The organism is Pseudoxanthomonas sp. UTMC 1351 (assembly GCF_040948865.1).
GTDB lineage: Bacteria > Pseudomonadota > Gammaproteobacteria > Xanthomonadales > Xanthomonadaceae > Pseudoxanthomonas_A.
Genome location: NZ_JAVGJT010000017.1, coordinates 141,406 through 166,731 on the forward strand (window position 1 = coordinate 141,406; position 25,326 = coordinate 166,731).

At 61.0% G+C, this 25,326-nt stretch carries 23 protein-coding genes and 1 riboswitch; of the genes, 4 read left to right on the forward strand and 19 right to left on the reverse strand.

All coding sequences use genetic code 11. The annotated features are described in order from the left end of the window. Positions 1-125: 125 nt before the first annotated feature. From kduI to AB6O04_RS12740, 3 genes are all read left to right on the forward strand, one after another. Positions 126-974: a 5-dehydro-4-deoxy-D-glucuronate isomerase gene (gene kduI / locus AB6O04_RS12730; protein ID WP_368564361.1), complete on the forward strand. Its 849-nt coding sequence runs from the start codon at positions 126-128 to the stop codon at positions 972-974. Positions 975-1,117: 143 nt separating this feature from the next. Beyond that, positions 1,118-1,876, forward strand: a complete 759-nt coding sequence (gene kduD / locus AB6O04_RS12735; protein WP_368564362.1) for a 2-dehydro-3-deoxy-D-gluconate 5-dehydrogenase KduD — start codon at positions 1,118-1,120, stop codon at positions 1,874-1,876. Between the two features lie 317 nt (positions 1,877-2,193). Further along, positions 2,194-3,285, forward strand: coding sequence for a cupin domain-containing protein (locus AB6O04_RS12740; protein ID WP_368564431.1), 1,092 nt, complete (start codon positions 2,194-2,196; stop codon positions 3,283-3,285). A 163-nt stretch (positions 3,286-3,448) separates the two neighbouring features. On the opposite strand, the gene AB6O04_RS12745 is transcribed toward AB6O04_RS12740, so the two are convergent. From AB6O04_RS12745 to AB6O04_RS12790, 10 genes are all read right to left on the reverse strand, one after another. After that, a complete protein-coding gene (locus AB6O04_RS12745; protein ID WP_368564363.1) occupies positions 3,449-3,928 on the reverse strand; it encodes a hypothetical protein in 480 nt (159 codons plus the stop codon). A gap of 208 nt (positions 3,929-4,136) precedes the next feature. Beyond that, entirely contained in the window at positions 4,137-4,589 is a 453-nt protein-coding gene (locus tag AB6O04_RS12750; protein ID WP_368564365.1) for a hypothetical protein, read from the reverse strand. 337 nt (positions 4,590-4,926) lie between these two features. Next, complete coding sequence (locus AB6O04_RS12755) at positions 4,927-5,664, reverse strand: HAD family hydrolase (protein WP_368564366.1); 738 nt, start codon at positions 5,662-5,664, stop codon at positions 4,927-4,929. A gap of 136 nt (positions 5,665-5,800) precedes the next feature. Beyond that, on the reverse strand, positions 5,801-6,133 hold the full coding sequence (locus tag AB6O04_RS12760) for a hypothetical protein (protein WP_368564367.1): 333 nt from the start codon (positions 6,131-6,133) through the stop codon (positions 5,801-5,803). 124 nt (positions 6,134-6,257) lie between these two features. After that, positions 6,258-6,575, reverse strand: a complete 318-nt coding sequence (locus AB6O04_RS12765; protein ID WP_368564369.1) for a hypothetical protein — start codon at positions 6,573-6,575, stop codon at positions 6,258-6,260. Positions 6,576-6,681: 106 nt separating this feature from the next. Continuing rightward, on the reverse strand, positions 6,682-7,095 hold the full coding sequence (locus AB6O04_RS12770; protein ID WP_368564370.1) for an EF-hand domain-containing protein: 414 nt from the start codon (positions 7,093-7,095) through the stop codon (positions 6,682-6,684). Positions 7,096-7,301: 206 nt separating this feature from the next. Continuing rightward, on the reverse strand, positions 7,302-7,697 hold the full coding sequence (locus tag AB6O04_RS12775) for a hypothetical protein (protein WP_368564371.1): 396 nt from the start codon (positions 7,695-7,697) through the stop codon (positions 7,302-7,304). After that, a complete protein-coding gene (locus tag AB6O04_RS12780) occupies positions 7,694-8,707 on the reverse strand; it encodes a cysteine synthase A (protein WP_368564372.1) in 1,014 nt (337 codons plus the stop codon). Before AB6O04_RS12780 ends, AB6O04_RS12775 begins: the two co-directional genes overlap by 4 nt. 336 nt (positions 8,708-9,043) lie before the next feature. After that, a complete protein-coding gene (locus tag AB6O04_RS12785) occupies positions 9,044-9,547 on the reverse strand; it encodes a hypothetical protein (RefSeq protein ID WP_368564374.1) in 504 nt (167 codons plus the stop codon). Between the two features lie 115 nt (positions 9,548-9,662). Then, on the reverse strand, positions 9,663-10,448 hold the full coding sequence (locus AB6O04_RS12790) for a lytic transglycosylase domain-containing protein (RefSeq protein ID WP_368564376.1): 786 nt from the start codon (positions 10,446-10,448) through the stop codon (positions 9,663-9,665). Between the two features lie 184 nt (positions 10,449-10,632). On the opposite strand from AB6O04_RS12790, the gene ppa reads away from it, so the two are divergent. Beyond that, positions 10,633-11,166 (forward strand): inorganic diphosphatase, encoded by a 534-nt coding sequence (ppa, locus tag AB6O04_RS12795; RefSeq protein WP_368564378.1) that lies wholly within the window; start codon positions 10,633-10,635, stop codon positions 11,164-11,166. 358 nt (positions 11,167-11,524) lie between these two features. On the opposite strand, the gene AB6O04_RS12800 is transcribed toward ppa, so the two are convergent. The 9 genes from AB6O04_RS12800 to AB6O04_RS12840 form a co-directional block, all read right to left on the reverse strand. Next, positions 11,525-12,385 (reverse strand): sulfotransferase, encoded by an 861-nt coding sequence (locus AB6O04_RS12800; protein WP_368564379.1) that lies wholly within the window; start codon positions 12,383-12,385, stop codon positions 11,525-11,527. Then, on the reverse strand, positions 12,382-13,401 hold the full coding sequence (locus tag AB6O04_RS12805) for an aspartyl/asparaginyl beta-hydroxylase domain-containing protein (protein ID WP_368564380.1): 1,020 nt from the start codon (positions 13,399-13,401) through the stop codon (positions 12,382-12,384). The genes AB6O04_RS12800 and AB6O04_RS12805 overlap by 4 nt, the downstream gene beginning before the upstream one ends. 231 nt (positions 13,402-13,632) lie before the next feature. Further along, on the reverse strand, positions 13,633-16,566 hold the full coding sequence (locus AB6O04_RS12810; RefSeq protein ID WP_368564381.1) for a TonB-dependent receptor plug domain-containing protein: 2,934 nt from the start codon (positions 16,564-16,566) through the stop codon (positions 13,633-13,635). Between the two features lie 53 nt (positions 16,567-16,619). Continuing rightward, positions 16,620-17,537: a helix-turn-helix domain-containing protein gene (locus AB6O04_RS12815; protein WP_368564382.1), complete on the reverse strand. Its 918-nt coding sequence runs from the start codon at positions 17,535-17,537 to the stop codon at positions 16,620-16,622. A gap of 132 nt (positions 17,538-17,669) precedes the next feature. Further along, complete coding sequence (locus tag AB6O04_RS12820; protein WP_368564383.1) at positions 17,670-20,009, reverse strand: winged helix-turn-helix domain-containing protein; 2,340 nt, start codon at positions 20,007-20,009, stop codon at positions 17,670-17,672. Between the two features lie 324 nt (positions 20,010-20,333). Beyond that, on the reverse strand, positions 20,334-20,504 hold the full coding sequence (locus tag AB6O04_RS12825; protein ID WP_368564384.1) for a hypothetical protein: 171 nt from the start codon (positions 20,502-20,504) through the stop codon (positions 20,334-20,336). Then, a complete protein-coding gene (locus AB6O04_RS12830) occupies positions 20,501-21,100 on the reverse strand; it encodes a DUF4136 domain-containing protein (RefSeq protein ID WP_368564385.1) in 600 nt (199 codons plus the stop codon). Before AB6O04_RS12830 ends, AB6O04_RS12825 begins: the two co-directional genes overlap by 4 nt. A gap of 102 nt (positions 21,101-21,202) precedes the next feature. Further along, complete coding sequence (thiC, locus tag AB6O04_RS12835) at positions 21,203-23,080, reverse strand: phosphomethylpyrimidine synthase ThiC (RefSeq protein WP_368564387.1); 1,878 nt, start codon at positions 23,078-23,080, stop codon at positions 21,203-21,205. A gap of 98 nt (positions 23,081-23,178) precedes the next feature. Next, a riboswitch (TPP riboswitch) is annotated at positions 23,179-23,278 on the reverse strand. Between the two features lie 123 nt (positions 23,279-23,401). Further along, positions 23,402-25,237, reverse strand: coding sequence for a methyl-accepting chemotaxis protein (locus AB6O04_RS12840; protein WP_368564433.1), 1,836 nt, complete (start codon positions 25,235-25,237; stop codon positions 23,402-23,404). Between the last annotated feature and the right edge of the window lie 89 nt (positions 25,238-25,326).

The following is a 25,326-nucleotide window of genomic DNA, read 5'->3' on the forward strand; positions in this document are numbered from 1 at the left end:
TCCCGCTCAGCTTTTCGTCCTGCCGCACCGCGCAATGACACCGGTTACCAAAGCCGTTAGAATCCCTGCACCCCACGTCGCGGATGCGCCTTCCGCGCCCGCCTGAGCCTTCACGGAGCCAAGCCATGTTCTGCAAGACCTATCACGCCACCCACCCCGACATGATGGACGGTGCCAGCAACGACCAGCTGCGTGACCGCTATCTGATCGGCAGCTTGTTCGTAGCCGATACGGTGCAGCTCAACTATTCGCACAACGAGCGCTTCGTCATTGGCGGCGCCGCACCGGTGTCGAAGAAGGTCGAGCTGCCACGCCAGACCGAACCCGCCTCCGCTGCCGGCAAGCCTTTCCTGGAGCGGCGCGAACTGGGTGTGATCAACGTGGGCCAGGGCGCGGGCAAAGTCACGGTCGATGGGGCGGTGTACCCGCTGGGTCCGAAAGACGGCTTGTATGTGGCGATGGGCAGTGCCGATGTGTTTTTTGAATCCGACAATGCCGGCACGCCTGCCAAGTTCTACCTGACGTCCACGCCTGCGCATGCGCGCTTCGAAACCAAGCCGCTGGCGATCGCCAATGCGGTTTCGCTGGAACGCGGCGCGCTGGAGACCAGCAACGAACGCACGATCTACCAGTACATCGTGCCGGCCACCTGCCAGTCTTCGCAGCTGTTGCTGGGCCTGACCGTGCTGAAGCCCGGCAGCGTGTGGAACACCATGCCGCCACACCTGCACGATCGCCGCTCCGAGGTCTACTTCTACTTCGACCTGGGTGACAACGATCGCGTCTATCACTTCATGGGCGAACCGGAAGCGCAGCGCCACATCGTGGTGCAGAACGACGAAGCCGTTGTGTCGCCGCCGTGGTCGATCCACATGGGTTCCGGCACCAGCAACTACTGCTTCATCTGGGCGATGGGCGGCGAGAACCTGGACTACACGGATATGCACGTGCTGGATATTTGCCAGCTCAAGTGAGCTTTAGGCGATCCGCTTTCCGCATCGCAAGTCATTTTTTGTAGAGCCGAGCTTGCTCGGCTGAAATTTACCGAAGTCCAGAGCAAAAGCAGCCGAGCAAGCTCGGCTCTACAACAACGCCGTAGCACCATAACGAGGAAACCATGGCAAGCAACGCATTCAGTCTGCAAGGCAAGGTCGCGCTGGTCACCGGCGCCAATACTGGTTTGGGCCAGGGCATCGCATTGGCATTGGCGGAAGCAGGCGCGGACATCGCCGCCGCCGGCATCGTCGCTGCGACGGAAACCGAAGAAAAAGTGAAGGCATTGGGCCGTCGCTTCCTCAACATCGAAGCCAACCTGATCACCATCGAGCCGGTGGAGCGCATCGTGGCCGAGACCGTGAGTGGTCTGGGCGGACTGGACATCCTGGTCAACAACGCTGGTCTGATTCGCCGCGCCGACGCGGTGGAGTTCAGCGAAAAAGACTGGGACGACGTGATGAACGTCAACATCAAAAGCGCGTTCTTCATGTCGCAAGCCGCAGGCAAGCATTTCATTGCGCAGGGCTCCGGCAAGATCATCAACATTGCCTCGATGCTGTCGTTCCAGGGTGGCATACGCGTGCCGTCGTACACCGCCAGCAAATCGGGCATCGCGGGCATCACGCGCCTGCTGGCCAACGAGTGGGCCAGCAAGGGACTCAACATCAACGCGATTGCGCCCGGCTACATGGCCACCGACAACACCGCCCAGTTGCGTGCCGATGCGGAACGCAACAAGTCCATCCTGGATCGCATTCCGGCCGCGCGCTGGGGCGAACCTTCCGATCTGGGCGGTACCGCGGTGTTCCTGGCCTCGCGCGCGTCGGACTACGTCAACGGTGCCGTTATCCCGGTCGACGGCGGCTGGCTGGCGCGTTGAAGCATCCCTGACGTAGGTAAAGAATCTCTTGTAGGAGCGCCGTCCCGGCGCGAGCTTTTCGCTTCTATCTCGATCAGACAGAAGAGCTCGCAGCGGGACGTCGCTCCTTGCCCCGATAGCCACGCGGTGAACACGATCAAGAACGCCCCGCAGCGCGTCTGGATGGCGAATGGCGGGCTTCGGTCGCTCTCCGTTCTGCGAAAGCTCGCGGCGGGACGCCGCTCCTACAAAAGCAAAGATAGCTCCTACCGCTATGCTGTTATTGACGAGATACCGTCATGCCTAAATGGTCCGTCATCATTTTTGTTTCTGCCTTCATGGTGTTCGCCGCGGAGGCTCGCAATCCTCCGCCTCGCCAAGTCTTCATCGCGGGCGACTCCACCGCTAGCGAATACGGTCCCGAGCGGGCTCCGCGCCAGGGTTGGGGTCAGGCGCTGGATTCCTTCCTGGACGACAGCTTCATGGTGCGCAATCACGCAAAAAGCGGACGCAGCGCGCGCAGCTTCATCGAAGAGGGTTGGTTCAAAGGTATCGCCAAGGACATTCGTGCGGGCGACGTAATGCTGATTCAGTTCGGCCATAACGACCAAAAGATCGAAGATCCCACGCGCTACAACGAGCCGAAGGATGCTTTTCCGCAATGGCTGATGCGCTACGTGACGCTGGCGCGCGCGAAGGGCGCGACACCGATTCTGATCACACCGGTAGCGCGCCGCACGTTTGACCATGGCAAGCAGTTGCTGGACACGCATGGCCTGTACACACAGGCCGTACGCGATCTGGCGCAGCGGGAGAACCTTGCCTTGATCGATCTCAACGCCCGCAGCATGGACTGGCTGCGCGCGCTGGGCGATGGGCCGTCCAAGGCCTACTTCATGCACGTACCGGAACAGCAACAAGCCGACGACACGCACCTGTCTTCGCAGGGTGCGGTGGCAGTTGCTTGCCTGGTGGTGGACGAATGGAAGCGCTTGGACGAATCCCTGGTTGCGCACGTCGTGCGCGATACCGATTGCGGGGCATCGGCCAACGCGCTAGCCGATCTGCGCGCGCAGGCCCACCCTTCCCTGATCGCGCATGAGCGCGACATCGCCGCCGAACAGGTAGGCCCGCACGGCGGCGCGGGTACGACCACGGCCTATCCCTTCTTCCGCGATGCGCCGGCGCTGGGATTCGAGTTCCGCAGGCGCGTGCTGCACAAAGGCGCGGGAATCGGCTTGCACCAGCACCACAAGGACGAGATCTATTACGTACTCAGCGGACGCGGGGTCTATGTACTCGACGGCAAAGCACATGAAGTACGAGCAGGCGACGCCATGCTGACCCGCACCGGCAGCACACATGCGATCCGGCAGGATGGTGAAGAGGATCTCGAATTGCTGATTATGTATGGGAAGAAGCGGGATTGAGGCGGGGCCAGGGACCAGGGACCAGGGAAAAGCGCGCGGCTTCGCCGCCTTTGTAAAGAGGAAGCAAAAGTTTGGGGCTGTCCTGGATAAGCAATTTATCTAGGACAGCCCCAAAGTTTTCCTGGCCTCCGACCTCTGGCGCCTGACCTCTAACCCCAGCCCCTCAATCAGCAGCTGGCGCGGGCCTATCCCAGCGGCCATACGTTTCATCGATGCCCTTGCGCAGCCTGCGGTACTGGGATGAGCCTGGTTTGACGTCCAGGCGTTCCGCCACCGACTTCCAGCCATCGCTGTGATCGCGCGACCACTCGCGCACGACGGCCCGGCAGGGCTGGCCAGCTACACGCGCCAGGGCGCAGGCCATGTAGATATCACCCGCGGTCCAGTTGGGCTGCTGCAGCATGGCTTCCACATAGGGCCGCGGCACCGTGTAGTAGCGCGCCATTTCATCGACAAAACTCGCTGGGTAGCGGCCGGCGTAGTCATTGATGTCCGCCAGGTGGCGGTCAATCCTGGCATCTCCGCTGCGTGGCTCGTATCCGCCTTCCGCTGTCTGCGCGGTAGCAACGATGACCCCGGAGAGCCCAGCAAAGAGCAGGATCAGCAGAAAAAGCATCTTCCAGTGCGGGCGGGAGATCAGCATCGGCGCATTGTGCCGCACTCCTGCTGCTTTCTCACCTCGCAGGCGTTTGGAGCTTGGGGTCAAAACCGTAGGAGCGCCGTCCTCGGCGCGAGCTCTTCGCTTCTATCGCAATCTGACAGGAAGAGCTCGCGGCGGGACGCCGCTCCTACAACAGCCGTCCGCCCCGCAAAGCCGGTACGACCTGAAACAAGTCGCTCTAGCGTGGCCCTCAATCGTCGTAGTGGCGGCGGCCTTTCTTGTGATGACGGTCACCACGATAGTCGCGGCGGTCGTCATCCCAGCGGTCGCGGTCGTGGCGATCGTAGCGGTTGCGATCGTACCGGTCGTAGCGGACGTAGTGCTTGTCGTACCGCGGCGAATTCCGGTAATAGCCGTGGGCCCGGCCATACGGCGGCGGTGAGCGGTAGACCACTCGCGGAGCGTAGCGGTAGTAGGTCGGGCGATGGTAGCGGTCGCGTACGATGATCACGCGATCGTTGTACCCGTACCGCCCATGGCGGTAGTAGGGTTGGCCTGAGTGATAGACAACGTCCGCAACGTCCACCAGGACGCGAATCAGATCGTCGCTGGCGCGTGCGGTCGACGGCGCGAAGGCCGCCAAGCCCAATCCCATGGCAAGTACGGCAGGTGCAAAAAACCGCGTGAGGGAAAAGCTTGTCATCTCGTTCTCCGTTCACCCGCAGGTGCGGGCATGTGACGAAAATGACGCGTATCGGGTGAACCTTGATTTAACCTTTCCCACTGGAAACGTTACCAACTCAAGTGCGTACAACTGTCGTTTATCCGGCGAGGAAGGCCTGAACAATTCGATTCTGATGTCACCCCCGCGTAGGCGGAAACCTAGTGTCTTTGTTTTTCAATGCGGTGAAGTCGCTGGATGACCAGCCATTCGGTTGTTGAGAAGCGTTTCCCGCCTTCGCGGGAGGCGCTCTTCAACAGCCGAATGGCGGGTCATGACGGCAATTGTTCAGAGGTTCCTTAGGTGGGCAAGCCAAAAGCTAAAGCGGGCCCGCGGCAATCTTTGCTAACGCATCAGGAATCTGTGCTGGGAGTTCGACCGTCAGTAGCCGGGGCTCGTCATCGAGCACACTGTGTTCGGCTTCATGGGCCCAGGTCACGTGATAAGGCATATGAATACCCCAACCTCCCAGCTCTATCACCGGTGCGATATCGGAGCGCAGCGAATTGCCCACCATCACAAACGCGTCCGGCACCGTCCCTAGCTCGCGCAGCACGCGCGCATAAGTAGGTGGGTCTTTTTCGGAAACGATCTCGACGCGGTGGAACAGATCCGCCAATCCCGATTGAGCGATCTTGGCTTCCTGATGAAAAAGGTCGCCTTTGGTGATCAACACAATCTCGTACCGGCCCGCGATGCGCTCAACCGCCTCGCGCATGCCCGGAATCAGCTCCACAGGATGCTGCAGCGTGTCCCGGCCGATCTCGATCACCCGATGCAGGTCACGCGCGCTGATGCGTTCTTCAGTCAACTCTATGGCGGACTCCAGCATCGACAGCGTCATGCCTTTCACGCCGTAGCCGAATATCTTCAGGTTGCGGCGCTCAACCGCCAGCAAATGCTGCTGCGTACGGGAATCGGCCAAGTCGATGTACGCACTCAAGATGCGTTCGAAATCCGCTTCCGCCTGGCGGTAGTAGTCCTCGCTCCGCCACAGCGTGTCGTCGCCGTCGAAGCCTACCCACCTTATGTCACCGAGCATGTCGTTGCCGTCCATCTGCCGCCGCCCATTTCGACTCCCTATCCGGATCAAGGCGCAGCAGCATACCAGCGGCGCAGGCACGGAGGATGCACTTCCTCCGTGCCTGCGCCATCACGTCGTTACTCAGTCACAAGAACTCGCCTATTGCTTGTTAGCCACTGGGCGGCGTGCTGCCATCCGCCGGAGGAGGCGGTGTTTCGCTAGGCGTGGTCTGCGGCGCGTTGGGGTTGGCCGGATCCGGCGTGGTCGGATCGGAGCCCGGAGGCGCATTCGGATCGGCCGGCGGTGTGGTTTCGGTTGGCGGCGGCGGGGTGTCCGTCGGAGGCGGAGTGGTCTCGGGCGGAGTGGCTTCCGTTGGTGCTGGCGGCTCGACGTTGGTGGTGTCGTTATCGGACGGGTTGCAGCCAGACAACAACGCTGCACCGGACAGCAACGCGGCCAAGGCAACGACCAAGCTCAAGGATTGGGGCTTGACGACTTTCATGGTTCTTCTCCTCAACAAGGGGGATCTTTCAACACTTTTGTCAGCTCAATTTGGATCAGCTCAACTTGAATCAGCGTGCGTCCAAGCTTCGCGCAGACGCTGTTAAGAACAGATGTCGGCGATTTCAGGTTTTACCTCCGCCCGCTACGTTGTAGGCCGCATATTCGGCCGGGGACAACTTGCCGTCAGCATCCTTGTCCAATGTGTCGAATGCTTGAGCCAAAGCAGGATCGACGGCCGCTTCGTCCTTACTGATTGCGTTATCGCCATTGGCATCCAGCTCTTCGAACCTTGTGGGCGCTGGCGCAGTGCTGTCACGGGCAGGGGACATGGATTCAGGAGGAACGGCTTCCGTCATGGTTTGCCCGGAAGCCATGGGCGCCGCAAGCACGGCACACAAGATGATGAGGATCAGCAGACGATGTTCAATTTGTCGCCGCATAGCATCTCTCCTTGTATTTCTTCTCCTCCCTGAAAAGAAAGGGCGGCACCGCCGCCCTTCCTTGTTCGACCGATCTATTGCCGAACGAACATCGGTACGCCCGCGCTTACTTCTGCGGCTCGCCGTAGTTCTTGCTTACAAACTCGTTGTATTCCGCGGCTTCCAGCTTGCCATCGGCATTGGCATCGGCCTTATCGAATACCTGCGACAAACCAGCATTGGCCGAAGCTTCTTCCTTGCTGATCATGCCGTCGGCATCCAGATCGAGCGAAGCCCAATCCTGCTTACCACCCTGTGCGCTGGCCGAACCAGTCGCCTGCGACGATGACTGTGTGGTCGCGCCGGTTGCGCTTGTCGCATCGGTGGATGTTGCGTCAGTCGCATCTTGTGTCTGCGGATCGGTCTGGGTCTGGGCTGATGCGCTGCTGTCGGTGGTTTCCTGCGCAAGCGCCAATGGCATCGCCAGGGCGGCGGTAAGAGCGATCAGGCCAATCAGCGGTTTACGGTTTTGGTTGTTCATCGTCATTGCTCCGTCGGTTTGGGAGTGCGTTCCGTCACGCACGGCCCAACGATGCAAATGTTCGCCTGAATCGCCTATGCGACGCAAAACGCGCGTGCACGCCGGTTTAACCACCTGATTGATTTTTTCTTATAAACCTTCGTTACCGAGCCGTGAGGACGATGTGAGCGTCTCATCTGTTGCGTGACGCTTTCGGAATTTTACCGTTACGCGCCTGTCGATTCGTCGCTGTTTGAAACATCCTCTTCACGTCTGCGATGGCTGAACCATTGCCAACCCATCACGACGCCGGACAACGCACCGACGATTTCGCAGATCACCCGTGCACCCAACCCGTCGGGATCGTGGATGCCCTGCAACGCCAACCGTGCATACAGGGGCGACTCCAGTTTCATCATGCCCAGGTAAAACATGCTCCATGCATCCCATCCCGCGCCGATTACCACCGCCATGACACAAGCCCAACCGATGGCGTGACCGATGGACCAATCCAGCATTCGGCATAGCCACTGCCAGAGCGCGTAGCAAAGCACGCCAATCACGAAAGCGATCAATCCGGCTTCCAATGCGCCGAGAAAACCGAAATGCAAAGGAAGATTCATGGAAACGCGCGCTCCAGCCATGCAGGCACAGGCAGTCCTTTCGAACGTAGGAAAACAGGATTGAACAGTTTGGCTTGGTAACGCGTGCCTGGATCGCACAACAAAGTGACGACCGTATGCCCCGGACCCAATGCGTTCGCCAAGCGGATCGCACCGGCGATATTTACACCGCTCGATCCACCGAGGTTCAGACCTTCACTGATCATCATCGCATGTACCCACGGCACCGATTCCTCATCGGGAATCGACCATGCCAAATCGATCGGTGCGCCATCGAAGTTGGCGGTGACGCGGCTTGATCCGATGCCCTCGCTGATGGAACCGCCCTCGGCCTTCAGTTCACCGGTGTGGACGTAGTGCGCCAATGCTGAGCCCGCAGGATCGGCCAGCGCGATCGTCACTTTCGGATTTCGCATCTTCAATGCACGGCCTATGCCGGCGAGCGAGCCAGCGGTACCGGTGGCACAGACGAATCCGTCAATGCGGCCATCGGTCTGCTCCCAAATCTCAGGGCCGGTGGTGGCTTCGTGGAAATCGCGGTTTGCGATGTTATCGAACTGATTGGCGAACCAGGCGCAGCCGGGATCCGCTTGGTTCATGGCTTCGCACATGCGGCGCGCGACGTGCGCGTAGTGGTCGGGATTGGCGTAAGGAACCGCTGGCACCAAGTGGAGTTCCGCTCCGGTGACACGCACGGCGTCGATCTTTTCGCGGCTCTGCGTTTCCGGCATGACGATGATGGTGCGATAACCGCGACTGGCACACAGCAGCGCCAAGCCAATACCGGTATTTCCAGCCGTGCCTTCCAGCACGGTACCGCCAGCGCACAGCCATCCGCGGCGTTCGGCATCCAGCAACAAGCCCAACGCCGTGCGGTCCTTGATGGAGCCACCAGGATTGAGGAATTCGGCTTTGCCCAGGATCTCGCACCCGGTCAACTCGGATGCTTGCCGCAGGCGCAGCAACGGCGTGCGGCCAATGGCGTCGGCCAAGTCGTGGTGGATATCCAAACAGCGGTCCCGGATGCCAGCGCAAATCGATGCGTCAATCCGGAGAAGCGTAACTCAATCGGGGAGCGGTAGCGGGATCAGCGATAGCACATGGGCCGCATGCAGCTTTAGATTGTGTAGGAGCGACGTCCCGGCGCGAGCTCTTCCGGTGGGATGGCAGCACCCAAAGACAGAAAAGCTCGCGCCGGGACGGCGCTCCTACATGAGTTCTTCCTCGTTGATCGTTCCCGCATGAATTCACTTCCCCACGGTTCCCAGCCCGCGGAAGATCACGTTCGATCAATAAAGTCTCAGCGGGTGGTATCTATTCGACCAAGAAGTGCCGGCCACCATTACTCAGTGCAGCAACCCATGGTGGACCATCTTCAGCCGTTCCGTGCCGGTCGCCGCCACCGCTTCACTGGCGCGTTCCAGAACGGTTTCATCCTCTTCATCAATGACCACCAGCAGCCGACCGGCTTCGATCTCTTTCTCGTAGTCGCGGCGGATATCGCTCGGCACGGCAGAACCGGCCAATGCCGCGGACCACCCACCCACCGTCGCGCCGACCAAGGTGGTCAGTACGACGCCAGTCACCGGAATGGCTACTGCGGGAATCGCCATGCCCAGCAACCCTCCAAGCAGTCCGATGGCGCCGCCGCCGGCGATGCCGCGCAGTGCGGCCGGAACGAAGTCCGTGGGCGAGGCTTCTTTCTGCGAGTCGGGAACCAGCGCCATCTCCACCGCCGATTGACCCACCAGTGCAGTGTGATCCGGCCGAATACCAGCCCGGATAGCCGCGTTCAGGGCCTCTTCCGCGGTATTGATATCGGGTGCGCTGAATACGCGTCGGGTTTTCATGACAAGCCTCCTCGCATCTACATGCCGTGGTGGAGTCATGGACCACGATAGGCGCCCTGCGTCGCAATCGCGTGAAAAAAGCCTAAAAAAGCTGGAAAATTCTATCTTGAGACGACTATTCCGCAGGTCGTTCCGCAATGCGCTTGCCCATGGCTTGCAGGTAGCGTTCGTGGAGCGCGCCTACTTTCTCCACGTACGCCTGCGTCTCCGTATACGGTGGAATGCCGCCGTAGCGCGTCACGGCACCCACGCCAGCGTTGTAGGCCGCGGCTGTCAGTTTCAGATCGCCTTTATAACGGCGTATCAGCGACTTCAGATGGCGCGCGCCCGCGCGAATGGATTCCGACGATGAAAACGGATCGGTTACTCCGTATTCCTTAGAAAGTTCCGGCATTAGTTGCATGAGCCCTTGGGCGCCCTTGGGCGACACCGCTTTGGCGTCGAAATCGCTCTCGGCGTGTGCGACCGCGCGCAGCCATGCGTCTTCGACACCGGTCTGCCGTGCCGCAGCGGCGAATTCCTTTGAGTACATATTCAAGCGCGGTGCACTCACCTTGCCCAGGCCAGGATGAGCGGGCTCGCCTGGCGGAGTTGCCACGGTGAACTTCAGATAGGGCCGCGAACCGGGCAGGTTGCGGGTGCTGTAGACCAGCTGGCCATCCTGCTCCCGCTCGTACAAAGTGCCGCTAAACACGCCCATCGAACCCCAGAGATTAGGGGTCTGGACGGCGTTGTCGTCCAGCTCCTTAGCGGTGCAGCGGGACCCGGGCTCCGGCGCAGTCGCCAGGCTGACCGTGCCTTGGCGGACGCAGCGGTACACCGTCCGTGCCTCCAGCTCGGCACTGGAGACAGTGATCAGCAAGGCGAACAACGGCAACAGGCAGCGGAGACGGGGGTTCATGGGCGTGCGGGATTGTGGGGTCTGGAACCTGAGCGCTTGGCTACAAACACGCCGTCCGGCGCTCACCCAGGCCGCTTAGCCGACAAACGGCACCCTTCAGCCTGCAATCCGCCCTGCTGCGGCGCAACACCCATGTGCGTAAAATACCGGCCTTCTATCACCTGCACCCCTCTGGAGCGAGCGAATGGGCCTGGACCTGGTCACTTCCGGCAAGAACCCGCCTGACGAAATCAACGTCATCATCGAAATCCCGAAAGACGCTGAACCCGTCAAGTACGAAGTGGACAAGGCCAGCGGCGCGATCTTCGTCGATCGCATCCTCTCCACGCCCATGCGTTACCCCTGCAACTACGGCTACGTGCCCAACACACTGTGCGGCGACGGCGATCCGGCCGATGTGCTGGTGGTGTTGCCGCTGCCGCTGATTCCCGGCTCGGTCATCCGCTGCCGCCCGGTCGGCGTCTTGCGCATGAGCGACGAAGCCGGCAGCGACGAAAAGCTGCTCGCGGTCCCAGTGGACAAGGTTTTCGCCGGCTATACCCATATCCATGACATCCATCAGGTCAGTTCGCACTGGCTGGAGCGCATTGGCCATTTCTTCGAGCACTACAAGGATCTCGAGAAAGGCAAGTGGGTGAAGCTGGATGGTTGGGGCGACGCCGCAGCCGCCAAGCAGGTGTTGGTGGAAGCGATTGAGCGGTGCAAGCAAGAGGGGTGATGCCATATTAGCTTGGGGAAAATTCGACTCGGAATTAGCCGAATCAATTCCCCACACTTGCCAGTCCGGCTCCGCGCAGCACCGGATGGGCGGAGGCTGTTTCCTTCTCCCACCGGGAGAAGGTGGCGCGAAGCGACGGATGAGGGCATGAGGTATCCGTTTGTAGCGAATGTCACTACCGAGTCATTGCCATTCCCTCATCCGCCCTTCCGTATCAAGTACAGGGGCAGGCTCTTGCTTCGCGCCCCGGTCCTGCGCAGCGCGCAGGGCGTTCAGGCATGCACGAGCCATTGGCTCGTAAGCAGCATGCCTTCCCCCAAAGGGAGAAGGAAGCTGAGATTCGCCGCTAGTCAGACATCTATAACGCCGGCATTGTCCTTCCGGCCTCCACCGCTCGACGCGCACGCTCAACAGTCGGAGCCAACCCCGGCAACAACGGCTCAATCAACTCAGCATGCCTGCGCCATTTGTCAGGCTCGGGCAAGGTCAGGGTGTAGCGCGACAGCGGCAGCGTTTGACTCAGTTCGCGATCCCATTTCAGGTCCAACGCAGCGCAGATGCGCTGGATCTCGGTCGCTGGATCTTTGAGAAAGTCCGCATAGTCCAGCGTGGTCCAGCGTTCGCGTGGCAGCGGCTCAAGCTGGTCCAGGATGTGGTTCAAAGTGCGCTCCCACTGCACGCGGACCACATGATGCAGCGGCTGCGTAATCAACTCCCTCCAACCTGGCACCAGCAGCAGCGACCAAGGTTGGTGACCGGGCCAGCCCGGCAATCCGGGGTACGTCCTGAAGCGACCGGATTTCCACGCGTCGATCATGCTGCCCAGCGTTTCCCGCACATCGCGATAAAGAAAAACGAACCGGGCTTCCGGAAATATTGATTGTAGGAAACGAATTCGCAGAGCGTTCTTGGGTGTCTTTTCCAGCATCCGCACCTTATCCGCTGTCGGCGGTCGCCCTGCACGGTCATGAAGCCCCGCCCAGAATCGGTTCCGCAGCAGCTGCGCTCTCTCCGGCGAGGCGTCGGCTTCGGTAAGCACGTTCGAATCGAACCCTCGGTCCCTTGGCGCCAAGCCAGGTACCTGTTCGATCAACTGGTGACTCTCGCCGCCAATGGTGAAAAATTCCGGCGCCTGTGCCAACGTCTCGAACAGCAGGGTTGAACCGGACCGCGGAGAGGAAAGAATGAAAACGGGGCGGTCGAACAACGGATCTTTCATGCGCGGGCCGGCGTCCCTGATTGCCGCATGGGTTCCGCCGGCAAGGCCGAGCCTATCTCGGTGGTCGGCACCGCTTTCGGTTCGTTCAAGGCTACGGTGAATACGTGGGCGTTGAGCGCCTGCATCAACCTTCCCCCATTGCGGAGCGCGATCTGAGCGACGCCCTTGCCGACGATATCCTGCTGGGTTCGCTCCAGCAGCTCTCGATATCGGGGAAAGCTGGCAGGGTCAGTACCGTGGCACGACCAAAGCGCGTGCCAACAGTGGGCGAATCGCTGCAGTGCGATCTGGATGGGCGCTAGTTGCGGAACGTGCTCCGCATCATTCAGAAGAAACACGATGTGTTCGCGTAGCTCCCACGGGCTCATCACCACCGGCACGTTAAACGATTCGAAATCCAACGCGGGCATATCACCGCCGGCGCGAGGATCCAGGCGCTTCGGCTGCCATCCAGGCTCACGCTGTTCCGGGGTGCGGCCTTGCGCCACCAGGTCCCAGAAACGTCCGCCACCGACCGTGTCCGCGACCAGATGGATGCGAGTGTCATCGCCATGGTTCAGCACGCAGTGCCGGCGCCAGGTATCAAAAATCCAGCACTCTCCGGCGGCCATGTTGACTTCGCTGTCGCCGCAATGGAAACGCACCGAAGGGGTCGTGATGATCGGCACGTGCACGCGCATGCGTTCGCGCCAGTAATAATTGACGTCCACATGCGGGGAAACTTCCGACTGCCCGGAAAGCCGCATCAGCCGTGACCGCCCCCAGGTGGCCCCCAGCGCTTCCAGCACCTGCATCAGATAAGGCAACCGCAGCAACCACGGCGTCGGCCGCATGAGCCCGGCGGTCTCATCACTGTCCGGATCGCCATCGGTCGTGATCAAGGTCAGCGCGCTGTTGCCCGGCATACCGCCCGGATGCGGCCGCCAATGAGCGTCTTCGATCTGGGAGATTTCCCGCGCCAGAGCGGCAGCGTCGAAGCTGATGGGCAATTGGATGAACGGGGCCGGCAGTTTCATGTGTGTCTCAGCGACAGCTACCCGAGCAAGTGTGAGGGGGGCTTTGCTGGGAGTAAAGGCTGAAGCTCTCTAATAGCGCGAATTCGCCAACCCCACGGCGCGTTTAAATGGCTTCGACTTCGGCTACCTGCCCGCAGAATGTCGCAACGCGAGCGGCGGATAGTCTTCCACAAAAAAACTACGGCCCCTTGCGGGGCCGTAACGGTGTAGCGACTGGTGTTCGATCGAGGATCAGAACGTCTGCTTGTACTGCATGTAGATAAAGCGACCGATATCGAATCCGCCGTAGTACGAGTACTGCGAATTCGGTGCCGAATACGCCGGAGCGGCGTAGTGATCGAACACATTGTTCGCGCCCACCGAGATGGTGGCATTCCACGGGGCATTCCAGCGGACCTGGATGTCGTGGAACGTGTTGGCGCCCATGCGATTCATGCCGTAGTTCTTGGTGGGATCCGGCGACTGGTAGCCCGGATCCGTGCACTCATCCGCGTAATAGCAGCGTTCTTTCGTGCCGGAGTAATAGCGCATGTTCCAGCCAACGCCGAACTCACCCAGCGTCCAGTTGGTGCTCAGGTTCGAGCGAACGCGGAAGTAGCCGCCGAAGCCATTCTCGACGGTTACGGGAACCCCGCTGTCGTTGGTGGTTTTCAGGTGGTACTTGGAGACGTACGTGGTTTGCCAGTTGAAATCGAAGCGGCCGAAATCGCTGTCCCAGCGGTACGCTGCTTCCATGTCATAACCTTCGGTGTCCAAGTAACCGGCGTTGCGGCCGCCATAGGACAGGTTATTGACGTAACCGCGGGTGGGATCGCGGGTGAAGCTGTTACAACGCTCGGCAATGCCAAGGATGTAGCAGTCGTTCAGCTGATCCGTCGGGGTGTCGTCGACGATGGTGTTTTCCACCTTGACCGCCCACCAGTCCAGCGACAGGTTCAGCCCTTCAGCGAAGGTTGGACTCCAGACAACCCCCAGGGTTTTGGAAGTGGAGGTTTCCGGCGTCAGGTTTGGATTGGAACCGGAGTTGAACGGAACCGGGCTCTGTTCATCCGGACCTTCCGCCTCCACGAAACCTTGCCTCAGCTGACGGAAATTCGCTGCATTGGCGATGTCTTGCGCGCAGCGGGCCAAGGTTACAGGATTGGAAGCGGCATCGCCGAACAAGGTGTCGCACGGATCGGTGAAGTACTCGAACGATTGCGATCCGCCGCCATACAAATCGGCGATGGTCGGAGCACGGAAGCCCTCGGCCCAAGTACCGCGCACCATCAACTGGTCAATCGGCTTCCACTTGAAACCAAACTTGTTGTTGAGCGTGTCGCCGAAGGTACTGTAGTCGGAATAGCGGGTTGCGACGCTCAGCGTGAGTTCCTGTGCGCCCGGCAGATCCGCCAGTACCGGGATGCTCAGCTCAGCATAGAGCTCGTTGACGTCGTAACCGCCTCGGGTCGGACCAGCGGCCAGATCGGTGGAGTCGCCCGTCTGTGAAAGCGCGTCCGGATTGAATTCGCCCTTTTCCTTGCGATATTCGTAACCGACTGCGAAACCCAGGTCACCGGCCGGTAGCGCGAATAGCGAGCCCGTCAGGTTAGCGAAATAGCTGTTGGTTTCCACTTCGCCACGATTGTGGGTGGTGGGGAACAGGAACGCGATCAGCTCGTCGTTGCCCGTGATACCGCCATCACCCGCACGACCGGCAGCAATGAACGGATTCCACGGCACGCAGCCACCTGGGCCCGCGCCATAGGCGGGATTGGTACCTGCCGCCAAACCGGCGGCGCTACCGCATTCCACGCGTCCCGTATTCGGGTTGAGGAACGATTCCCCCGTCGCCGCGCGCACTGCGGAGATGCGGAAGTTGCCGGTCTGCATCTGGATGTTTTCGGCATTGTTGTACAGCATGCCGACATCCCAGTCGAAGTACTTGTCGGCAAACTGGAACGAACCTTCCAAGGCGCCAGTGAAACGGAACGTGGTGAGCTCGTTGGTAGAAACGCGGGGCATTTCCCAGCCGCGGTGAACGAAGCCCACTTCCTGGCCTGCACCTGGATTCCACTGATTGCCAAGCGGGTTGTAGTAGCTATCGGCCGACATCATCAGGTCATACGCGCCCGACTGCATCGGGTAGCCAGCCACCTGCGCCTCCGACGAGCGCTTGGTGTAGAGCAGATCGGTAACGAAGCGGACGTTTTCCGTGATGTCGAACTTGCCGTTAACGAATACCGAACGACGCTCCGTCGGCGTCAGCAGGTGCATCTGCTCATTCGCATTGCTGACGTCACCAGTGATAGGTGTGGGGTCCAGCAGATGGTAGTTGGCGAAGTTATAGGGATTCGCACCGCGATCCAGCACATAAGCGATGTCATCATCCGGGTTCGTGGGATCTTGAGGATCAATCAACGAGCCCCATTGGCTGACGGTTGTCCAGCCCTGGGTAGGATGACGATTGGTGCGCGAGGACTGGCTGAACCAGCGGTCCTTGGCCCACACGCCTTTTTCTTTCGAGTACTCGGCGCCAACGGTCAGCGAACCGCGGTCGCCGGAAAAACCCATTACGAAATCGTAGGCTTCTTTATCACCATCGCCCTGGCTGTACTGACCGTAGTAGACGCTGGCTTCCGCACCTTCGAAGTTGCTGCGGGTAATGATGTTGATCACACCGGCCATGGCGTCAGAGCCATAGATCGAGGAAGCGCCGTCTTTCAGAACCTCAATACGCTCAACCATGACCGTCGGAATCTGCGAGACGTCCTGCCAACCGCTTACGCTGGCGCCCAGGCGCTTGCCGTTGACCAGCACCAACGTGCGCTGGGTGCCCAGGTTGCGCAGATCGATGTAGTAGCCGCCGACCATTTCACCGGAAGAGAGAGGCTCTGAGCGGCTGATCGCTGGCGACCCAGCGGCAGAGATGTTCTGCAGGATGTCGGCGACCGATCGGAAGCCCTGCTTTTCGATTTCATCGCGCGAAATGCTGAGCACCGGTTGAGCGGTCTCAGTATCGACCTGTCGGATACGCGAACCGGTGACTTCAATTCGATCCAAGGTGGTGGGGGCACTGCCCTCAGTCTGCTCCTGAGCGCCGGCGAATGCCGGTGCCAATGCGAGCGCGATACCAGCCGGCAGCAGGCCGGCTCGCACCGCGAAACGCGGATTGCGATAGTTCATTGAATCTCTCCTCCGGAGTAATCGTTATTGGCGTGTTAAAACACGCTCCAAAGTTACGTTCCGGTGAGGATCTCTGCTTTGCGTGCGCGGCCCGGTGACTTTGCCGAGTCTGTCCTGGAGTGGCTCAATGCGATTCGGTAGCGCGATGCCGACACACCAAAGCGCGCGCGGAAAGCGCGGGCGAAGCTGCAGCAGTTGTCGAAACCGGAAGCGGCGGCTACTTCGCCGATCATCATCGACGTGCTGCCCAGCAACTCCGCCGCGCGCTCCAGCCGCATACGCGCGGCGGCGGCCTGCGGGCTTTCTTCATACAAGGTGTAGAAGGTGCGCGAGAAATACCAGCTGGAGAAACTGGTCAGCTCCGCCAACTCGCTGATTCGCACGACACGATCGCAGTTTCCTTCCAGATACAGCCGCGCGCGCTGCAACCGGCCGAACACCTGCCGTTTGCGGCTGCGCGAGCGACCGGGACAGCGTTGTATGTAGGCATCCAGCTCCTGCTGGATAGCGACCATGTGCAACAGAATCGGCCGCAACGCGGCCGCATCGCTTTTTTCTTGCTGATCGGCCAGGCGCGCCGCGGCTTGGCGCCACAACTTCAATGCGATGCGGCCATCACGCCGGGGAATCCGTCCACGACCGGCGTACAGCGTGCTGTCGGCCAGCGGCACCATGCCTCGAAGCACCTCTGCGCTCAGGGTCAATCCGATACAAACACCGTGACGGTCGGTCTGGATCAATGGCTTGGAATCGCGCTCGAGCGCAATCCACTGTCCGGGGCGCAGGCGGAACTTGCCTTCCTTCGCCTCCACCCACGAGGCCCCCCGCAGCTGTATCCAGACCGAGAACATGTCTCCGGATACCTGGACGCTGCCCAGGCGGGAAACACCCACGCAGCTGCTCCGACCCGTCGGCTCGGACTGCTCCAGCCGGATTTGCTGGCCACGGTCGCTCCACTGCTTTTGCTCCATCGCTCATTCCACTTTGCACAAATCGAACATTCCATGTGCCCGATTAGCGAACCCAGTTCAGGAAATTTGCGGGAGACTTGTACGAAATTTTGGCGAGAACTCTTCCGAAGGAATTACGAAAGGTATTTTTCATTACGGATCAGCAAGTTGCTCCTCCTCCGAACGCAGCTCCATTAGCGACGGCAACGACATGAATCCAATGTCCGCGCCATCATCCTGCGCCATCGCCACGTATACGGCCCGATTGCGCGCACTGCTACTGAATCCGTTTACTGATGACAGGTGAGCCGGTTGAACACAGCGAGGAGCCGGATGGGAACGCCCGACCCCGATGTGACGCAAGCTGACGAAGCAGCCAGCAAGCTGCTCCAGGTACTCGATGTGCCCATCTTCAGATACGGACCAGGTGCGGTAGCGCTGGCTGGAAGGATAGGTACCATCCACGCGGCGCAGACTATCGGGCGACAGCGCCAGATCCGTCTGCCACAGCCCCTCGCGAGCGGCATAGGTGAGCAGTATTCGGCCTTGCGACGGATCCAGCTTTGCCAATGAGACACCTTCAAGCGTCGCCAGCAGCCGCCATTTGTCGTCTCCGCGATCAAACAACGTCAGTCGTTGCCCACCGTCGCTACTCCCCGTTATCACCAGCAATCGTTTCGGGTCCGGCAGATAGGCGGCGGTCAGCAGATCACCGGCAGATTGCGGAACTTGAAGTCGTACCACTTGTCCATTCGCGGGATTGATCTCGTACAGGCCAAAATTTCCGGCCGCATCGCTTCCGATCACCAGCACCCGGCGGCTTTCAGGCGACCACACCGGCAGATATCGCGATTCCGGCCGGATACCTTCGATGACGTGTAACGAGGTAGGCCGCTCCATGTCGGCCCACCACAAGGCGAACTCACCCGACCTGTCGGAAGTGAAGACGATCTGCCGTCCGTCCGGCGCCACGGAAGGCAGAGTGTCCCGGCCAGAAGACGCGAAGAGTCGCTGCGGCCCCGAAAGATCGCCCGCGTCGGTACTGACGCGGTAGATACCGAAATGCGGTTTGCGTTGTACGAATGCCAGCGCATTCGCCCGGTCCGCTATGGTCGGGGCCTGCGCGTCTTCGATTCCCAAATCGCGAATCTGTCCGTTGGCCACCGACAACCAGTACAACCGTGTATGGCCGTCGACGCGTCGGCCATAAACAATGGCGCGGCCGTCCGGCGTCCAGTCCCAACCGCGAAGTTCCGCATACTGGCGAGTCAGCCGCTCGGCACCGCCGCCACCGGCCGGGATACGCCAGAGATCACCAAGCGGGGTGCTGCGTATGAAGACGATCCAGCGTCCGTCGGGCGAATAGCGAGGCGCAAAATCCACATCGTCCTCGGTTGCGCCATACTGCAAATGGCGCCATCGCCCTGTCTTAAGATCGAGCACCCGCAGACCTGGCGAGCCTGCGCTGCGTGCCGCGCTACTGAAGATCAACCCGCTGCCATCTGGCGTCCAATCAAAGCTCGGACGATTGCCGGGATCGCAATCGCCCAGGACCCGTTCGTCGCCGCCGGCAACGGACACGGCCATGATCCTGCAATCTTCTCCAGGGACGCGCCGCAGGAACGCGATCTCCCGCCCGTTCGGCGACCATTCGGGGTTGCTGTCCCACGCACCTGTCGGCGGACGCGTCAACTCACGCGGCTGACTCTGATTGGTCGCCTGTACCAGGATCGAGGACCCCACGATTTCTTCGGCGGGGCTGGACAAATACGCCACCAACGATCCATCCGGGGACAAAGTAGGCGAGAACTCGAAACCTGGTGCCGAGGTGATCAGTTGGTACGGACGTGTAGGAGCTGTCAGTTGCTGCTTGATGGCTGCGGCCGAGCCAAGACCCTCGGCGGACTGCCACCGCCATCCAGCCCAGACAAGCGCCGCAATCAGTGCAACGCCGCCGACCAACAATACCCGTTGCTTCCAGCGCAAAGCCTGCTTCTGCACAGGAGGCTGCTTCGGCACGGTGACGACAGTAGCGTCCGCGCGCAACTGCGATGTGGGTGCTGTTTCTTGCCGCGCCAACGGTTCTTCCGCAACCTTGGCCGGCGCAATCCTCAGCGGGGCCTCGATCATCTCTGCCGCCAGCCACTCCACCGGTGCCAGCAACCGGTATCCACTCTTGGCGATGGTCTCGATGTAGTTGGGATGGTCGCGGCCTACCGCGAACGCTTTGCGCAACTGCGTAATCGCTTGCGTGACCACATCGTTGGTGGGCAGCGTGTTCGGCCAGACTTCAGCGAGCAATATGTCGCGACTTACTACTTTGCCGGCGTTCTCCACCAAAACCAGCAATACACCCAACGATTTTGGCGTGATCCGCACGGCCCTGCGCGAGCCAGGCGCTCTCACCTCGCGCAGCGGAATATCGACCACGCAATCTCCCACCTGCAGGCGCTCGGAGAGCAAAGGGGCGAGAGGATCGGTAGGCTTCGACATGGGGGAATATGGTGCGCACGGCATCCCCACTCGTCATGTGTCTGAATGCCTATCGGCAATCAATTCGACAAACTCGGCAAACCATGACAGCGATGGGGGGAAAGCGCCGTTGGCCGGCGCATTTTACAGTTCTCTGTGTGTTCCCCCTGAACGGGAGCAACACACAGGCTATCCCTCTCTCTCGCCGACGTCCTATTACAAAAGTCTCAACATTCGCGCCCTCCGGCGCGAATTTTTTGCCTGCCGTCCGCAATGACCCTGGAGCGGCGAGTGTCGCCTGACGCAATTCGGCAGCGGCGAGCCGGGTGAACTGCCAAAGGCCTTCTACTTGAAGTGGTAAACCAGCGCGTAGTACGCCACGTATATCCACGACAGTACGCCGTGGATGATCGCCCACAGTAGTGATTTATTGGCGCTCCAGGAGATTGTGATAGCCAGCGCTGTGCCGAATCCGATGCCTGCCTTGGCCACGGAAACCCCGCCACCGCCCCTCATGGCGCCACCGCCGGCGCACCGGAACCGGCGCGGTATGGAAAGCGCGCGAAGATGTCGGCAATGGCCGAATCGATGCGCGCGGCGCGCTCTTCCGGTTTGGCGCGGGCGACTCGCCCCACCGCAACGCCTTCCCATACCAAACGGTTATGCCGCGCATCGACGAGATCAACGTTGAGCGTGCCTTCGGTATAACGATAGACGTCCGTCCGATCGCGCCAATACGGCACCGCGACATAGCGTCGTGCGCGGTAGCTGTAGTAGTAGTCGTAGTCGACCTCCGGCATGCTCACCACATCGGTTTTTTCCTGCATGAAGGCGTTCAGGTTGACCCAAAGGTCCGGCGATTTCTCGTCATAGACGTAACCGCGGGATTCCATCTGCGCATGCGCGGCCGCCTTCATTCGGCCACTGACCAAGGTCGTATAGCCCTGGCTCTCAATGGCGAGCGGCGAATAGAAAGCGAAGCTGCGATAACGCGAAAAATCGGCCGTCGGATCCACATCGCTACTGATGCGCGGACCGGTGGCGCAACCCGCCAACAGCGCCACGGCCGCAATGGCCAAGCAGAGAATAATGGAACGGTATGAGACACGCATGATCTTCACCCTCCTGTTAGAAACCGCCCTCCCGGCGCACGCCGGGAAGGCCAACATCATGACAGTCCCATGGCAACAAAATATGTAGGTCGCCGCCCGGGTTCAGCTGGGGCGATATACCTGAGCGCCCTGCGCCAGGAACTCGGCGGACTTCTCCGCCATGCCGGCGTCCAGCGCCGCGGTTTCGTCGACGCCGTGTTCGGCAGCGTAGTCGCGCACATCCTGGGTGATCTTCATCGAACAGAAATGCGGACCGCACATCGAACAGAAATGCGCCACCTTGTGCGCGTCCTTCGGGAGGGTCTCGTCGTGGAATTCCTGGGCTTTTTCCGGATCCAGGCCCAGGTGGAACTGATCTTCCCAACGGAATTCGAACCGTGCCTTGGACAGCGCATTATCGCGAACCTGGGCGCCTGGATGGCCCTTGGCCAAATCGGCCGCGTGCGCGGCGATCTTGTAGGCCATGATGCCGTCGCGCACGTCCTGCCGGTTGGGCAGGCCCAGGTGCTCCTTGGGCGTGACGTAGCACAGCATCGCCGTGCCGAACCAGCCAATCATTGCCGCGCCGATCGCGCTGGTGATGTGGTCGTAGCCCGGGGCGATGTCAGTGGTCAGCGGCCCCAGGGTGTAGAACGGTGCCTCGCCGCATTCGCGCAGCTGCTTGTCCATGTTTTCCTTAATCAGCTGCATCGGCACGTGGCCGGGGCCTTCGATCATGGTTTGCACATCATGCTTCCAAGCGATCTTGGTCAACTCGCCCAACGTCTCCAGTTCGCCGAACTGAGCAGCGTCGTTGGCATCGGCGATACAGCCGGGGCGCAGACCATCACCCAGCGAGAAGGCCACATCGTAGGCCTTCATGATTTCGCAGATGTCCTCAAAGTGGGTGTAGAGGAAGTTTTCCTTGTGATGCGCCAGGCACCACTTCGCCAGGATCGACCCGCCGCGAGAAACGATGCCGGTGACGCGCTTGGCCGTCAGCGGCACATAACGCAGCAGCACGCCCGCATGGATGGTGAAGTAATCCACACCCTGTTCGGCTTGCTCGATCAGGGTGTCGCGGAAGATTTCCCAGGTCAGTTCCTCGGCGCGACCATCGACCTTTTCCAATGCCTGATAGATCGGCACGGTGCCGATCGGTACTGGCGAATTGCGGATGATCCATTCGCGGGTTTCATGGATGTGCTTGCCGGTGGAGAGGTCCATCACGGTGTCGCCGCCCCAGCGGATCGACCACACCAGCTTCTCCACTTCTTCTGCGATGCCGGAGGACACCGCGCTGTTGCCGATGTTGGCGTTGATCTTGGTCAGGAAGTTGCGGCCGATGATCATCGGCTCGCTCTCGGGATGGTTGATATTGTTCGGCAGGATGGCGCGGCCGCGTGCGATCTCGTCGCGGACGAATTCCGGCGTGATGATGTTCTGGATGCTGGCACCGAAGCTTTCACCCGGATGCTGCGCCAACAGCAACGCATCGCGCACCGCCTCCAGCCGTTGGTTTTCGCGAATGGCGACGAATTCCATCTCCGGCGTCACGATGCCTTTTTTTGCGTAGTGCATCTGACTGACGTTGGCGCCGGCTTTGGCGCGGCGCGGCAGAAGGCGACCAGGAAAACGCACGGCCGCCAGCTTCGCATTGGTTTCGCGGCCACGACCAAACTCCGAACTCAACTGGCTCAGCGGCTCGGTATCGCCGCGTTCTTCGATCCAACGAGCGCGCAGCGCGGGCAAGCCGGTGGACAGATCGATCTGGGCATCAGGGTCGGTGTAGGGACCGGAGGTATCGTAGACAGTGATCGGGGGATTCTCTTCGCCGCCAAAGATGGTCGGCGTCTGACTCTGCGCGATCTCGCGCATCGGCACCCGCAGATCCGGGTGGGAACCTTCAACGAAGATCTTGCGCGAACCGGGGATCGGCCGGGTAACGGATTCGGAAAGCTGCTCGGTTTGCTGAAGCAGGCTGCTGGGGATGGCATTCATGGCGTTCGTCCAAAGGCGGCGGGACGAAGCGGCGGCGCATGGAAGGCATGGGAGAAGGGCTTCGGCCCCCGCGCGCCTTTCAAGGCGACGGCTCCTCACAACTATCCTGCGAAGCTTCCCTACGCCGGTCTTAACCGGATCAGGTTCGAAGGGTCTGTCTCAATCGTGGCGTCAAGCCCGATACCCCCGCTTCGGGGAGCATTGAATCATGCTGTCCGGCTGGAGCCAAGCGGCCGCGAGCGCTTCCCGGGTGTCTCGCGCACTTTCGGAGGCCGGAGAGATGCTGAATCGGGTGGATCCGCCATGTAGCGTCAAAATCCGCTATTCCAGCGAATAACCCACCCGAAAGCCGCCCCAATGCCGGTCAGCGACAAAGATGGGGACGGACAGATCGAACATGATCTGCCCGGTGTCGCGGCGGTAGATCTGCAGCCGGTACGGGTCGGTGTGTGCGCCAACGCTGCGGCCGACGCGGTCGGCGAATATGCGTTTGGTGCGGTTGCCCACCAGATCGACGGCCGCGTCGCCGGTCAAAGGTTGGCTGAAACGCAGGTTGTGTGTAGGCACGTAGCCATCGGGGTTGGCGCAAATGGCGAAGACGAACCACGGGTGCATCGTGGCGACGCGCTCTTGCACCTCCGGCAGCAGTTCATCGCAAATTGCATCGAAAGCGGTGGTGAACTTTGCCGGCTCGATACCCGGCATTGGAACGTACTGGCGCGAAAACAGCGCCCCCTCGTCGATTCGACCGTCCTCGATCGCCGCTTCCAGCGTTTGTCCGATTCGGGCGACCGCGTTCTGCGCCAGTTGATACACCCGTGCGTGGCGGCGGACGCGCATTGGATCCTCGGGGAGTCGAAACAGGCCCACGCAGTCGTGCAACGTGCCAGTGCCCTGTGCCAGCGCCTCGCTGCGTTCCGCGACCTGGCCGGCATGCTGCAGATTGCTGCGGCTCAATCCCACCACATCTTCCACCGCACGGTCGATGGCGGCGATTTCGTCGCCTTGTTTGGCTACCCGCACCGCCACGGACTGCATCGCCGTACTTGCACGCGCCAGTAGCTGCCCGATGCCACCGAGTACATTTTCAGTGGACTGCGCCGCAACGGCGCTTTCCTCCAGCGCCGCATGGGTTTCACCGACTATTGCGCGTACGTCCCGCGCTGCGGAGGCGGCGCGCTCGGCCAGCCGGCGAATCTCCACCGCGACCACCGCAAATCCGCGCCCTGCCTCTCCCGCGCGCGCCGCTTCGATGCTGGCGTTGATCGACAGGATATTGGTCTGGAAAGCCACCGAATCGATGACCTCAATCACCTCGTCCGCCCGCTGCGAGCGACGCTCGACTTCGCGCATCGCCGTACTCAACTCGCGCGCCGCATCGGCGCCCTGGCGTGCGCTGGCGTCCGCATTGGCGGCCACCGCGATTACGGTCCGCAGCTCCTCGGCGGCGCCCTGCAGTCCTTCCATCAATCGACGGCTTGCCTGCAGCACCGTTTCCAGTGCCGAGAGCTGCGCTTGTGATTGGCGTAGCAGCTCGTCGTTTTCGCTGACCAGATGCGGCACCTCGGCCGCAATCTGCTGCGACAGCGCCACCGCCTGGCGAATGGCTTCGGCCAGATTGCCGAAGCCGGCGGACAACCGGCGTTGCAACGGTGAAACTGGCTGCCCGGCGGGCAGGACCAGTTCGAGATCGCAATTGCTCAGTCGCTCGCCGACATCCTCCAGGAGTTGCCGCTCGCTGGCGGCTTCCTGCAAACGCTGGGCCAGCGGATGTACCGGCAATACGCCGCCCGGCTGTGCCTGGCTGGCACCCAGCATCGCTACATCACGGAGCAATGCCGCGGTTTCCGAGTGTGGCAGCGACAGCATCCAGCCTTCGCCGTCGCGCTGGAAGCGCACCCGTCGCGCCGCATCCTCGCCCGGCGCCACCCAGACACCTTCGTCCATGCACAGTGCATCGACCGGCAATCCCCAAACGCAGGCGCTACCTGTCTGCCACGACGCATCCGTCAGTTCCAGCAAGTCCCGCGCGGCGCGATTGGCCGCGGCCAATCTGCCGGCGGCATCCAGCCGAAGCAGACCCACGGGGGCGTCAGGCAGCCAGCCGAGCACCACGGGATCTTGGCTGACCGGATCGATGGCTGCGGATAGCGGCATGGTGTTTCCTCGGATGTCGCTATCGATAGCGGCCAGGCCGGCGTGGAATTGAGCATCGCCTTGGCTCGTAACCTCCACCGAAGTGGAGA